The 13,510-nt window shown below is 37.8% G+C and carries 15 protein-coding genes and 1 pseudogene; 14 read left to right on the plus strand and 2 right to left on the minus strand.

The annotated features are described in order from the left end of the window. Positions 1–399: 399 nt before the first annotated feature. From QM424_RS07265 to QM424_RS07285, 5 genes are all read left to right on the plus strand, one after another. Positions 400–1,110 (plus strand): ABC transporter ATP-binding protein, encoded by a 711-nt coding sequence (locus tag QM424_RS07265; RefSeq protein WP_414393946.1) that lies wholly within the window; start codon positions 400–402, stop codon positions 1,108–1,110. Between the two features lies 1 nt (position 1,111). Beyond that, positions 1,112–1,897, plus strand: coding sequence for an ABC transporter permease (locus tag QM424_RS07270; protein ID WP_414393948.1), 786 nt, complete (start codon positions 1,112–1,114; stop codon positions 1,895–1,897). A 1-nt stretch (position 1,898) separates the two neighbouring features. Further along, on the plus strand, positions 1,899–2,618 hold the full coding sequence (locus tag QM424_RS07275; RefSeq protein ID WP_414393950.1) for an ABC transporter permease: 720 nt from the start codon (positions 1,899–1,901) through the stop codon (positions 2,616–2,618). 61 nt (positions 2,619–2,679) lie between these two features. Continuing rightward, positions 2,680–3,366, plus strand: coding sequence for a response regulator transcription factor (locus QM424_RS07280; protein WP_414393952.1), 687 nt, complete (start codon positions 2,680–2,682; stop codon positions 3,364–3,366). Further along, complete coding sequence (locus QM424_RS07285) at positions 3,336–4,424, plus strand: sensor histidine kinase (RefSeq protein ID WP_414393955.1); 1,089 nt, start codon at positions 3,336–3,338, stop codon at positions 4,422–4,424. Before QM424_RS07280 ends, QM424_RS07285 begins: the two co-directional genes overlap by 31 nt. Positions 4,425–4,601: 177 nt before the next feature. Here the strand turns inward: QM424_RS07285 and yidC are convergent, their stop codons facing one another. Together yidC and QM424_RS07295 are read right to left on the minus strand one after the other, a co-directional pair. Then, positions 4,602–5,528 carry a membrane protein insertase YidC gene (gene yidC, locus QM424_RS07290; protein WP_261067677.1) on the minus strand — a complete coding sequence of 309 codons (927 nt, stop codon included), beginning with the start codon at positions 5,526–5,528 and terminating at the stop codon, positions 4,602–4,604. Positions 5,529–5,605: 77 nt separating this feature from the next. Continuing rightward, on the minus strand, positions 5,606–5,884 hold the full coding sequence (locus QM424_RS07295) for an acylphosphatase (RefSeq protein ID WP_143952514.1): 279 nt from the start codon (positions 5,882–5,884) through the stop codon (positions 5,606–5,608). 33 nt (positions 5,885–5,917) lie between these two features. On the opposite strand from QM424_RS07295, the gene QM424_RS07300 reads away from it, so the two are divergent. From QM424_RS07300 to QM424_RS07340, 9 genes and pseudogenes are all read left to right on the plus strand, one after another. After that, positions 5,918–6,658, plus strand: a complete 741-nt coding sequence (locus QM424_RS07300) for a TrmH family RNA methyltransferase (RefSeq protein WP_173219361.1) — start codon at positions 5,918–5,920, stop codon at positions 6,656–6,658. 55 nt (positions 6,659–6,713) lie between these two features. After that, on the plus strand, positions 6,714–7,397 hold the full coding sequence (locus tag QM424_RS07305; RefSeq protein WP_414393958.1) for a Bax inhibitor-1/YccA family protein: 684 nt from the start codon (positions 6,714–6,716) through the stop codon (positions 7,395–7,397). Positions 7,398–7,509: 112 nt separating this feature from the next. Then, a complete protein-coding gene (asnA, locus tag QM424_RS07310; protein WP_000748005.1) occupies positions 7,510–8,502 on the plus strand; it encodes an aspartate--ammonia ligase in 993 nt (330 codons plus the stop codon). Between the two features lie 64 nt (positions 8,503–8,566). After that, complete coding sequence (gene rsmD / locus QM424_RS07315) at positions 8,567–9,106, plus strand: 16S rRNA (guanine(966)-N(2))-methyltransferase RsmD (RefSeq protein ID WP_000706954.1); 540 nt, start codon at positions 8,567–8,569, stop codon at positions 9,104–9,106. Next, positions 9,096–10,606 (plus strand): annotated as a pseudogene (locus QM424_RS07320) (SepM family pheromone-processing serine protease). The gene rsmD and the pseudogene QM424_RS07320 overlap by 11 nt, the downstream one beginning before the upstream one ends. A 57-nt stretch (positions 10,607–10,663) precedes the next feature. Then, positions 10,664–10,894 carry a DUF1146 family protein gene (locus tag QM424_RS07325; protein ID WP_000250399.1) on the plus strand — a complete coding sequence of 77 codons (231 nt, stop codon included), beginning with the start codon at positions 10,664–10,666 and terminating at the stop codon, positions 10,892–10,894. A gap of 61 nt (positions 10,895–10,955) precedes the next feature. Next, positions 10,956–11,999 (plus strand): acyltransferase family protein, encoded by a 1,044-nt coding sequence (locus QM424_RS07330; protein WP_414393960.1) that lies wholly within the window; start codon positions 10,956–10,958, stop codon positions 11,997–11,999. Positions 12,000–12,010: 11 nt separating this feature from the next. Continuing rightward, a complete protein-coding gene (murA, locus tag QM424_RS07335) occupies positions 12,011–13,294 on the plus strand; it encodes a UDP-N-acetylglucosamine 1-carboxyvinyltransferase (protein WP_033676151.1) in 1,284 nt (427 codons plus the stop codon). Further along, entirely contained in the window at positions 13,287–13,475 is a 189-nt protein-coding gene (locus QM424_RS07340) for a DNA-directed RNA polymerase subunit beta (protein WP_033676361.1), read from the plus strand. Before murA ends, QM424_RS07340 begins: the two co-directional genes overlap by 8 nt. Positions 13,476–13,510: the final 35 nt, after the last annotated feature.

Here is a 13,510-nt window from a genome sequence, read left to right on the forward strand (position 1 = left end):
GTGGTCAATATGAAACGAATTATGACCTTAATAAATACAAAATAACCGAGGAATTCGCTCAAATTAACGAGAGATTCCTCGGTTTTCATTTCATTAAAAGTAAGAGACCTATTTTTTCAGTGGGCTCGATGGAAACATCGGGCTTTTAAGTTTACACAAATCTAGATAATTAAATGAAACAAAATTTTATACTCTTCGAAAATCTCTTCAAACCACGTCAGCTTTATCTGCAACCTCAAAGCAGTGCTTTGAGCAACCTGCGGATAGCTTCCTAGTTTGCTCTTTGATTTTCATTGAGTATTAAATCTTTTTTAGTCTCTAAATTCTGAAAAAAATCCGAAAATGAATGTGTAAGATATAGTTACCTTTAGAAATATTAAATAGAATAGGAGAACATCTATGGAACAAAGTATTACCATTAAAAATTTATGTAAGTCGTATGGGCAAACTCAAATTTTAAAAGATATTTCTTTTGAAGCAAAAGCAGGTAGAGTGACTGCTTTCCTGGGTCCAAATGGAGCTGGAAAAAGTTCAACCTTACGTATTTTATTAGGATTAGACAAAGCAACATCTGGTCTTACCAAAATTGGAGATCAAACTTATAAGGAATTAAAATTTCCTCTAAAAACTGTAGGAGCTTCATTTGACAGTGTAGGAGCTCCTGATGATCGAAGTGTTTATCAACATTTGAAAATTGTTGCTGCTAGTAATGGGATATCCAGTCAGCGAATTGATCAAGTCTTGGATATGGTGGATATTAGCCATAAGAAAAAATCTAAAATTGGAAAATTATCATTAGGAGAAGGACAACGCTTGGGAATTGCAACAGCTCTATTAGGAAATCCTCAGTATCTGATATTGGATGAACCGACAAATGGGTTGGATCCAAGAGGAATTCGGTGGTTTAGAGAGTTTATAAAAAAACAAGCTCAAGAAGGTAAAACAGTCTTGCTATCATCTCATATATTATCGGAAGTGGAAGCAGTAACAGATGATGTCGTCATCATAAATAAAGGAAAAGTTCTTATAAAAGGGACTTTACAAGAAGTGATGAAAAATCTTTCTTCACTAGAAGAAGTCTTCTTTAGTTTAACAGAGAGAGGAAAGTGACATGGCACTTATTTACTCTCTTCATTCTGAAATATTGAAATTACTTTATAAGAGAGCTACTCATGTTGTACTATTCTTGATACTGGTATTTCAAACGTTTTTAGCAAATATTGGTGCTTCTCAAATTGTTTCAGTTGGTATCCATGCTACACCAGAGACAAATCCAGAATTAGCAGAAGCTATACCTCCTATTGAATTTTTAGGTTTTGATGTCACTTTATTTGGTGTTTTTATTATGATTATCCTAGGTTCAATTTATGGAGCCGAGGAGTACAAATGCTCTGCTATTCGTACAAGCCTCCTCTCTATTACAAATCGAAGTACTTTCCTAGTTTCAAAAACATTAGTTTGGCTTGTATTTTCTTTTTTCATTTCCTTTCTATCAATATTCCTTACGATTAACATGACACATTATGTTTTAGGACAAGATGGCTTATTACTTTTTTCACTAAATGGAACAGTTTGGTTCTATATATTTTTAGCCAGTATAGCTTGGACTTTGTTGGGGCTGCTAGCCTATATTATGGCTTTGGCATTTAAAACAGCCATTGTTCCTCTATTATTTTTGCTTCCTCAAGTCTACAATTTAGGAACATTCTTAGCAAACTATATCTCAGCTGCAAAATTTCTTCCAGTTGTACTGGGGCAAGGATTGATTGCTACATCTCCTCAAATTTTAGAACATAATAGTTTACAAAATATTTTACTTTTACTTTTTTGGAACTTCTCATTCTTGGCTTTAGCAATCTACCGATTACTTAAGTCAGATATTGTAGGAGGTGAATAAGTTGAAAGAGCAACTTAAAAGTGAGTATCTCAAGTTTATGATGAATCCTTGGCACTGGTTGATTATAGGTGCTCTATTACTGTGTGTTCCGGCGATGGTTGTTTTTTTAAATAGTAAACCAGACCAGTTGACCCTACAGTTTGTTTTGGAACAGCTACTGCAAAGTCTCTATTTAGGACAGGCAGGTTTCATTAGTCTAGCGGTCCTATTTATAGGTCAAGAATTTACAGGTTCTAGCCTTCGTACCAGTTTTCTTACATGTCCAAATCGTTTGAAATTTATAATATCTAAACTAGCTATTGTATTATGTATGGAAATTGTATTATTGGTTGCTGTAATATCATTATGCATACTAATCGCGCAAGGATACTACAATATCAATCTTTTGAGTAATATTAAACATGTTCTAACAATTCTATTTCCAGCTTGTATTTCTATTCTAACCTTCTCTCTTTTAAGTGGTATTTTTGTATTTATTTCCCAGTCTTTTATCTTAATTTTGGGAATCAGTTTATCCCTTTTATTGGGCTTGGGACAAATGTTACTACAATTCAGTTCTTTTTTCAGAAATTTACCATTACTAGCTAGTATGAATTGTTTTTATACCTATCCATTGTCTCTTTATTATCCAGTGTGGCAAGGCTTAGGGATACAAATAGTTTGGTTATTAATTGTTTTTCTATTTGCTACATTGATACTTATAGGAAAAAATGTAGGCTAAAGACAGGGGATATCCTGTCTTTTTCTCAGTTGGTGCTATAATATATTCAGGAGAGTGAGTTATGGCTTATAAAATTTTGGTGGTAGATGATGATCTTGCTATTCTTCGCCTAATAAAAAAAGTACTAGAATATGAAAAATATGAAGTAGTCATACGAAATAAGATAGAAGAGATTGATCTTTGTGATTTCACAGGATTTGACTTGATTTTATTAGATATTATGATGCCTGTTAGTGGTTTAGAAATCTGTCAGATGATTCGCGAGCAGATAACTGTTCCTATCTGTTTTATAACTGCCAAGGATATGGATGAAGATTTAGTAGCTGGAATTAATGCAGGTGCTGATGATTATATTATGAAGCCCTTTAGTATGCAAGAATTGTTAGCACGTGTTAAAATGCACTTGCGTCGTGAAGAACGGACTAAAGGAAATGTTCATCAAATAAAGATTGGGAAGCTTATACTATATACGGATAGTAAGGAACTATTTGTAAACGATGATAATATTGCTCTGACAAGGAGGGAATTTGACATAGTGAATCTTTTGGCAAGCAACCCAAGTAAAATATATTCTATTGAGGAAATTTATAATTATCTATATCCACAAAGTTCAGAAGCGCTTTTACGTTCGGTTTCAGAGTACATTTATCAAATTCGTCAAAAGCTGAAACCTTATCAATTAAATCCAATTAAAACCTTGTACGGTGGAGGATATCAATGGGTAGAATCAAAAGTTTTAGACAATTAATTCGAGAAACCTGTTGGAGAATTATTTGGCAGTTTAGTCTTGGCTTACTAATGGCCTATCTTATTCCCTTAGCTTCAGTATCTATACAAATAAATGAAGATGGGAAACCTTTAAACAATAGTGGTGTTCTATCAATCTTTTTTAATGTGTCATCATGGATATATATTTGTGTTTTATTGATTATTCTAATAAGTTATCACATTGGAAAATTGTTGAAAAAACTGAGTTATGAAATGACTTTGATTTATGAAAATAGTATGTGGTTGGAGAAGGAATGTACAGAAAGTTTAACAGTTAAAGAATTTCGCGAGACAGGAAATCGGATTATTGTGATGCAAGATAGAATTCGACAATTAATAATTGATGAGAAAGAACAGAAAGAAGATTTGATGTTTCAGGTTTCAGCAGCTTCTCATGATTTAAAGACTCCCTTAACCATTATTAAGGGGAATGTGGAATTTTTGCAGGCGATAACTGAAAGCAACCAATCTCAAGAATGCTTAGCAGATATAGAAAGAGCTAGTAAACAGTTACTAGATTACTTCAATCAATTGATTCACTATTCTAAAACCTATTATGATGATGAGACAGGTTGGACGGAATATTCCTCTTCAGATTTTATCAATGAATTAGAGAAAGAAGTCTCTTTTTTGATAAAAAATCAGATGAAGTTTTCTTTTGAACAGAATGTGAACGGAACTGAAAGATATTATATAAATCCATCTCTTCTGATTCGTGCCATACAAAATATTTTAACAAATGCTTTGGAATACGCCGATAAACAGAATCCTAAAATTAAAATTAGAGTAGAGCAAGAGGGGAAGGAATTGAAAATAGGTATATGGAATAATGGTTCGGAATTTCCAGATGAAGTTTTAAATAATTTTGGAAAGCTCTTTTATCGTATGGATAAAGCTAGATCGTATAAAGAGCAACATTATGGTATTGGACTTAGTTTTGTATGTAGAGTTGCAAAACTACACAAAGGCCGAGTTGAGCTTAGAAATAGAGACGCGGGAGCAGAAGTTTTAATAACTGTGAATTGTATTAAATCATAGTGATTTACTTGTTAATTTATGATTGAATAGTTTTTTATATGTGAGCTTTTAAACTATTTAACTTTTTCGACTAGTATAAGATGTAACGGTAGATAATAAAAACGAATGATGATATCTAGTTGATGAAAACTATTTATCATTCATTCGTTTTTTAATTATTGGATAATTTACGTAGCTTTATCTCGAACGTTGTTTTCCAGCGTTGCGATTTTTGTGTTTTTTCTTGCTTGTGATAGCAGTTGGTTGTTCAGGAGTAACGTCTTTTCGTCCACTTGGTGTAGAGAAAGCACGTGCTTTTGGTGGGTTCTTGGCTAGTTCTTCACGGACTTTTTTGCGAAGTTTTGGACGAACGATATAGTTGACGATAAACTGTTGGAGAATCATCATGAAACCACCGACAACCCAGTAAAGTGTGACACTGGCTGGTGAAATGAGGGAGAAGACAACAATCGTGATTGGGCTCACGTAAGCCATTTTCTTGATTTGTTCTCTTTGCGTTTCATCTTCTACTCCGTGAAGTGAAAGGAGCGATTGAAGATAGTAAAGGACACCTGCGCAGGCAACCAAAATCATACTTGGAGAGCCTAGAGGAATGCCTAGGTAGCTTGCTTGAGCAACACCTTCAGTATGTTGGGCAGCAAAGTAAATTGCAGAGAAGAAAGGCATTTGAAGGAGGATAGGGAAACATCCTACACCACCAAACATGCTGATGCCGTGTTCTTTTTGAGCGGCAAAGAGAGCTTGTTGGGCTTCGAGTTTTTCTTCTTGAGTAGTCGCTTCCTTGAGACGAGTTTGATGTGGCTCAAGGACGTGCTTGAGGGCGTTCATCTTTTCAGAGTGAAGCGTTGCCTTCCATGATTGGTAGATACCAAGTGGCAAGATAATCAAGCGCACGATAATGGTTACGATGATGATAGCGACACCGAAGCCTAGACCTTTATCAGTAGCGAAGTACTTGATAGCTTCAGCCATAGGCGCTCCGATCGTATTCCAAATAAATCCTATTGGCTTTCCTGTGGCTTTATCGACGCTAACACAGCCAGTCAAGACAAGCAACATAGCCACTCCCATAGCTGAGAGTGCAAAACGTTTAATAGATTTCACTGTTTTTATTCCTTCTTTAAAAATTATACCTTTCTATTCTACTGTTTTTTTACAAAATATACAATAGTTCTAGAGACCTAATTTGCGATTTTAAAGTCAGGGTAGGGAGGAAAGTTACTCAGTTGGACATCTAAGTAGCTGACTTTTGAAAAAGGTGTGGGTCCTTTGCGGATTTCTTGGATAAATTTTGCCATGGTAGCAGATGAGTCTGCTTGGGCTAAAATTTCCACTGTACCATCGTCGTTATTCCATACTCGACCTGTGATGCCACCAATTTCAAGTGCCAAGCTGTAAACACCCCAACGAAAGCCGACTCCCTGCACCCTACCTTGGGCAATCATTCTAACCTTTTGCATACCAAACCCCTTTGATTGTGTTATAATATTTCTATGACTATTATAACATCAAAAGCCAATTCTGTGGTAAAAAATGCCAAGAAATTACACCAAAAAAAATACCGCAAGTCTGCCTATTTGATTGAAGGCTGGCACTTGTTTGAAGAAGCTGTGCAAGCTGGGGTGACGATTGAGAAAATCTTTGCCCTAGAAAATTACCGAGATCAGTTAGCTGCTTTTCCGCAAACTGTCTGGGTTTCAGAGGATATTTTGCTAGATTTGGCAGATTCTCAGACTCCACAAGGAATTGTTGCGGTGGTTCAAAAAGAAGAAGTAGGACAAGCTGACTTTAGTCAGGGCAAGTTCTTGTTTTTGGAAGATGTGCAAGATCCTGGTAATGTGGGAACTATCATTCGAACTGCAGATGCAGCAGGTTTTACTGGAGTGATTGTTTCAGAAAAGTCGGCAGATATCTATAGTCTCAAGACTCTACGTTCCATGCAAGGCAGTCATTTTCATCTGCCTATTTACCGAATGTCTAGTCAAAGGCTTCTCGAGGAAGCTAAGGAAGCAACTATCCCAGTGCTGGCAACAACCCTATCTAAAGATTCTGTTGATTACAGAGAACTGCCTCCTATAGAAAATTTTGTACTAGTCATGGGAAATGAGGGTCAAGGAATTAGTCGCCTCATGGCTGAAAGTGCAGATCAATTGGTCCATATTAGCATGAAAGGTCAGGCCGAGAGTTTGAATGTTGCCGTTGCAGCCGGTATTTTAATTTTCCATTTAAGCTAATTTTAACTTTTTTTGTTATAATCAAGGAAAGATGTTCATAGAAAAGGAGAAAAGGATGAATCACACTATTATACATGACCGCACAGGTCTCAATCAATTTTACGCTAAGGTTTATGCCTTTGTTGGTCTGGGAATCGGACTATCTGCTTTGGTATCAGGCCTTATGTTGACGGTCTTTCAGTCTCAGTTGGTTTACTTTTTGATGCAGGGACGTCTCTGGTTGACCATTGCAACCTTTGCAGAGCTAGCACTAGTCTTCGTTGCTAGTAACATGGCCTTAAAGAATAGTCCAGCTGCTCTTCCAGTATTTTTACTTTACTCCGTTTTAAACGGCTTTACCCTTAGTTTTGTGGTGGCCTTCTATACTCCGGGTACAGTTTTATCAGCCTTTGTGTCGAGCGCCCTTCTCTTCTTTGTCATGGCGGCAGTCGGTATGTTCACCAAGAAAGATTTGAGTGGTCTTGGTCGAGCGATGATGGCAGCTCTTATCGGTTTGATTATTGCTATGGTAGTCAATATTTTCTTGGCTAGTGGTTTCTTTGATTATATGATCAGCGTAGCCATGGTCTTGGTCTTCTCTGGGCTGATTGCTTGGGACAACCAAAGGATTCGCCTTGCCTATGAACAATCACAAGGTCGTGTAGCGACAGGCTGGGTTGTGTCAATGGCTCTCAGTATCTATCTTGATTTTATCAATCTTTTCCTAAGTATTTTACGTATCTTCGGTCGTAATGACTAGAAGGTACCTAACATCAGTGTTCGAAGGAGCACTGATTTTTTTCGTATTTGCTCTTTCCTTTTCTTGAAAATAGGTGTATAATGCTTTTAATTAATTTTTTGAGGAGTAGTTTATGAAGAAAAGTTTTATCCATCAACAAGAAGAGATTTCCTTTGTCAAAAACACTTTTACCCAGTATTTGAAAGATAAGTTAGAAGTTGTCGAAGTTCAAGGTCCTATCTTGAGCAGGGTCGGCGACGGGATGCAGGATAATTTATCAGGTGTGGAGAATGCCGTATCAGTCAAGGTTCTCCAAATCCCTGATGCTACTTATGAAGTTGTGCACTCACTTGCTAAATGGAAACGTCATACTTTGGCCCGTTTTGGTTTCGGTGAGGGAGAAGGTCTTTTTGTCCACATGAAGGCCCTTCGTCCAGACGAAGATTCGCTGGATGCGACCCACTCTGTTTATGTTGACCAGTGGGACTGGGAGAAAGTTATCCCAAATGGTAAACGGAATATCGCTTATCTAAAAGAAACAGTTGAGAAGATTTACAAGGCTATTCGCCTTACTGAGCTAGCTGTTGAAGCCCGCTATGACATCGAATCAATCTTGCCAAAACAAATCACTTTTATCCACACAGAAGAGTTGGTAGAACGCTACCCAGACTTGACACCGAAAGAACGTGAAAATGCTATCTGTAAAGAATTTGGAGCCGTCTTCTTGATCGGTATCGGTGGCGAGTTGCCAGATGGTAAACCGCACGATGGACGTGCACCAGACTACGATGACTGGACAAGCGAGTCTGAAAATGGTTACAAGGGTCTAAATGGCGATATTCTTGTTTGGAATGAGTCTCTAGGTGGAGCCTTTGAGTTGTCTTCTATGGGGATTCGTGTAGATGAAGAAACTCTTAGACGTCAGGTGGAAATTACAGGTGATGAAGACCGCTTGGAATTGGAATGGCACAAGGCTTTGTTGAATGGCCTATTCCCGTTGACAATCGGTGGAGGAATTGGACAATCTCGAATGGCTATGTTCCTACTTCGCAAGAAACACATCGGAGAGGTGCAAACAAGTGTTTGGCCTCAAGAAGTCCGTGATACTTACGAAAATATTTTATAGAGAATCGAACCGCAAGGTTCGGTTTTCTTTCTCTTTTCGCCCATAATTTGGTATAATAAACGGTATGAAAATCGTATCAGGAATCTATGGGGGACGTCCCCTCAAGACACTAGAAGGCAAGACGACAAGACCCACTTCGGATAAGGTTAGGGGAGCTATTTTTAACATGATTGGTCCCTATTTTGAAGGTGGACGGGTCTTGGACCTTTATGCAGGTAGTGGTGGCTTATCTATCGAGGCAGTCTCGCGTGGCATGTCCAGCGCTGTTTTGGTGGAGCGAGACCGTAAGGCTCAGGCTATCGTGGCTGAAAATATCCAGATGACCAAGGAAGTTGGAAAATTTCAACTCCTCAAGATGGATGCAGAAAGAGCATTGGAACAGGTATCTGGGGAATTTGACCTCATCTTCTTAGACCCTCCTTATGCCAAGGAACAAATCGTAGCAGATATTGAAAAAATGGCTGAGAGAGAGCTTTTTTCTGAAGATGTCATGGTCGTGTGTGAGACGGATAAGGCCGTTGAACTTCCAGAAGAAATTGCCTGCCTGGGCATCTGGAAGGAAAAAATTTATGGAATTAGTAAGGTGACAGTCTATGTCAGATAAGATTGGCTTATTCACAGGCTCATTTGATCCGATGACAAATGGGCATCTGGATATCATTGAACGGGCTAGCATACTCTTTGATAAGCTTTATGTCGGTATTTTTTTTAATCCCCACAAACAAGGATTTCTCCCTATCGAAAATCGTAAACGGGGGTTAGAAAAGGCTGTGAAACATTTGGGAAATGTTAAAGTCGTGTCTTCTCATGATGAATTGGTGGTCGATGTCGCAAAAAGACTGGAGGCTACTTGTCTAGTGCGAGGCTTGAGAAATGCGTCGGATTTGCAATATGAAGCCAGTTTTGATTACTACAATCATCAGCTGTCTCCTGATATAGAGACTATTTATTTACATAGCCGACCGGAACATCTCTATATCAGTTCATCCGGTGTTCGAGAGCTGCTGAAGTTTGGTCAGGATATTGCCTGCTATGTTCCTGAGAGTATTTTGGAGGAAATTAAGAAATGAAAAAAAAGATTAGATGGCCCTTATACGTCATTGTGGCCTTGATAGCGACTTTCTTGGCATTTGTAGTGCCCTTGCCCTACTATATAGAGGTTCCAGGTGGTTCGGAAGATATTCGCCAGGTCCTCAAAGTCAATGACACAGAAGATAAGGAAGCTGGGGCCTATCAATTCGTTACGGTTGGTGTCCAACATGCCACTTTGGCTCATATGATTTATGCTTGGTTGACGCCTTTTACAGATATTCGTAGTGCTCAGGAGACTACAGGTGGATCTTCAGATGTTGAATTTATGCGGATCAATCAATTCTACATGCAAACATCGCAAAATATGGCCAAGTATCAAGGGCTAAAAACAGCTGGTAAGGATATCGAACTCAAATATCTTGGAGTTTATGTCTTGACTGTAACGGATAACTCGACCTTTAAAGGGATTCTCAACATCTCTGATACAGTCACAGCAGTCAATGATCAGACCTTCGACAGTTCCAAAGACTTGATTGATTACGTCAATTCTCAAAAATTAGGGGACTCCGTCAAGGTAACTTATGAAGAAGATGGGCAAACCAAGTCTGCAGAAGGAAAGATTATCACCTTGGAAAATGGCAAAAATGGAATTGGAATCGGCTTGATTGACCGTACAGAAGTAACCAGTGATGTTCCAATTCGTTTTTCAACAGCTGGTATCGGTGGACCAAGTGCAGGTCTCATGTTTAGTTTAGCTATCTATACTCAAATAGCTGACCCGGGACTTCGTAATGGCCGTATCGTTGCCGGTACAGGAACCATTGACCGCGATGGTAATGTGGGGGACATTGGAGGTATTGATAAGAAAGTTGTAGCTTCGGCTAGAGAAGGTGCTGCGATCTTCTTTGCCCCAGATAACCCTGTTAGCGAAGAAGAACAAAAAGCGCATCCGGATGCGAAAAACAACTACCAAACAGCCCTAGAAGCAGCCAAAACAATCAAGACGGATATGAAAATCGTGCCAGTTAAAACCCTACAAGATGCAATTGATTACTTGAAAAACAATCCCTAGTTTTTAAGTGAAGTTTCCAAACTAGCGCACAAACAGAGAAGATGGTATAATAGTCAAATGGTTCAATTATTATTCACTCTAAGCAGTCACATGCTCTTTATTTATGTGAGTTTTTACCTTTTAAAGAATCTTGTTAGATGGGAAAAGGTTTTAAAAGTGACAGCTGAGAATACAGGAAAAGTTCGTTTACTAGTAGCCTTTTTCAGCATTGTAATGGGCTATATCATGAGTTCTTTCTTTATCAGCCTATATCAGTTGTGGCAAGAAGCGCTTAGAGGATTATTATAATTTGCGTGTTTAAGAAATTACTTTCAAGATATTATTAAACTTATAGGGAGAAATAGAATTCATGGATATTATAGTCTTGTTATTAATAACGCTATTAATTTATTTGTTACCTCAAAATAAGGAGTATCTAAATGTTAAATCTACATCAGGGCTTAGAGGATTTCTAGCTATAGGAATAATATTTCATCATTTGTCACAATGGGTTACATCTGGTGATGAATTTTCTAATTTTTCCTATATGGGAACTTATATCGTTTCTATTTTCTTCTTTTTATCAGCCTATGGATTGTATTTTCAGAACGAAAATAAGAAAAACTATCTAGATAATTTTTTAGTTAAGAGACTTTCTAAAATTCTAGTTCCATTTTTTTCTATATCTTTGATTTATATGTTTTATAGATTTTTAAACGGTCAATTAATGGATTTAGATTTTTTTGCTAATTTATTTAAAAAAGGAAGCACAATTATTTATAATGGTTGGTTTGTCGATATTATAATTTTAATGTATATATTTTTTTATGTATCATTTAAGTTTTTCAGAAATAAGTCCATATCTATTCTTATCAATACAATATTTATAATCAGTTATATTTGTTTAGCTATAAAATTAGGTTACGGTTTTTGGTGGTATAATAGCATTTTGCCTTTCATTGTTGGCTTATTATGGGCTAAAAATCAAGAGAAAATTGATAGAGTTTTAGATAGACATTATTTTATCATACTTGTTTTAGTAACTGTGTTACTCTTTACTTCACACCAATACGATATTTTGTTGAGGTATGTTCATTTAGAAGATAGTTATAGTTACGCGTTAGCCGCTAATTTAGATAATATTATTTTTACAATCTACTTTATTATTGTTTTTTTGAAAAAAATAAATTTTTCAAATATATATTTGATTTTAATAGGTAGTATATCATTTGAATTATATATGATACATGGATTAGTTATTTCTATGCTAGGAAAAATATTTGTGTCATCTAGAATAAATGATGTGATATTTACATTTTTTGTGCTGGTCCTTAGTCTAATTTTAGCTTGGATTATTAATAAATTAGTTAATAGAATTACAAAAAAAGTAAGTCTATTACAAAATCAAGAGTAAAGGAAATAAGTATGGAAAAAATTGTAGTTCAAGGTGGCGATAATCGTCTGGTAGGAAGTGTTACGATCGAAGGAGCAAAGAATGCAGTCTTGCCCTTGTTGGCAGCGACTATTCTAGCAAGTGAAGGAAAGACTGTTTTGCAGAATGTTCCTATCTTGTCAGATGTTTTCACTATGAATCAGGTGGTTCGTGGTTTGAATGCCAAGGTGGATTTTGATGAAGAAGCCCATCTTGTCGAAGTGGATGCGACTGGCGACATCACTGAGGAAGCTCCTTACAAGTATGTCAGCAAGATGCGTGCATCTATCGTTGTCTTGGGGCCAATCCTAGCCCGTGTAGGTCATGCTAAGGTATCCATGCCAGGTGGTTGTACGATTGGTAGCCGTCCTATTGATCTTCATTTGAAGGGTCTAGAAGCTATGGGGGCTAAGATTAGTCAGACAGCTGGGTATATCGAAGCCAAGGCTGATCGCTTACATGGGGCCCATATCTATATGGACTTCCCAAGTGTTGGTGCAACGCAGAACTTGATGATGGCAGCGACTCTGGCTGATGGGGTGACAGTGATTGAAAATGCTGCGCGTGAGCCTGAGATTGTGGACCTAGCCATTCTCCTAAATGAAATGGGAGCCAAGGTCAAAGGGGCTGGTACAGAGACCATTACCATTACTGGTGTTGAGAAACTTCACGGTACGAATCACAATGTGGTCCAAGACCGTATCGAAGCTGGAACCTTTATGGTGGCTGCTGCCATGACTGGTGGTGATGTCTTGATTAAAGATGCTGTTTGGGAGCATAACCGTCCCTTGATTGCCAAATTGCTTGAAATGGGAGTGGAAGTGACAGAGGAGACTGAAGGAATTCGAGTTCGCTCTCAACTAGAAAATCTAAAAGCTGTCCATGTGAAAACCTTGCCTCATCCAGGATTTCCAACAGATATGCAGGCTCAATTTACAGCCTTGATGACCGTTGCAAAAGGGGAATCAACTATGGTGGAGACAGTTTTCGAAAATCGTTTCCAACATTTAGAAGAAATGCGCCGCATGGGCTTGCACTCTGAGATTATCCGTGATACGGCACGTATTGTTGGTGGACAGCCTCTGCAGGGAGCAGAAGTTCTTTCAACTGACCTTCGTGCCAGCGCAGCCTTGATTTTGACAGGTTTGGTAGCACAAGGAGAAACTGTGGTCGGTAAATTGGTTCACTTGGATAGAGGTTACTACCGTTTCCATGAGAAGTTGGCACAGCTAGGTGCTAAGATTCAGCGGATTGAGGCAAGTGATGAAGATGAATAAGAAATCAAGCTACGTAGTCAAGCGTTTACTTTTAGTCATTCTGGTACTGATTTTAGGCCTCCTAGCCCTAGGAATCGGCTTAATGGTAGGTTATGGAATCTTGGGCAAGGGTCAAGATCCATGGGCTATCCTGTCTCCAGCAAAATGGCAGGAATTGATTCATAAATTTACAGGAAATTAGGCTGGGAGACCAGCCTTTTTATAAAGATAAGGAGA

The organism is Streptococcus mitis, assembly GCF_047464945.1.
In the GTDB taxonomy this organism is placed as follows: Bacteria; Bacillota; Bacilli; order Lactobacillales; family Streptococcaceae; genus Streptococcus; species Streptococcus mitis_EA.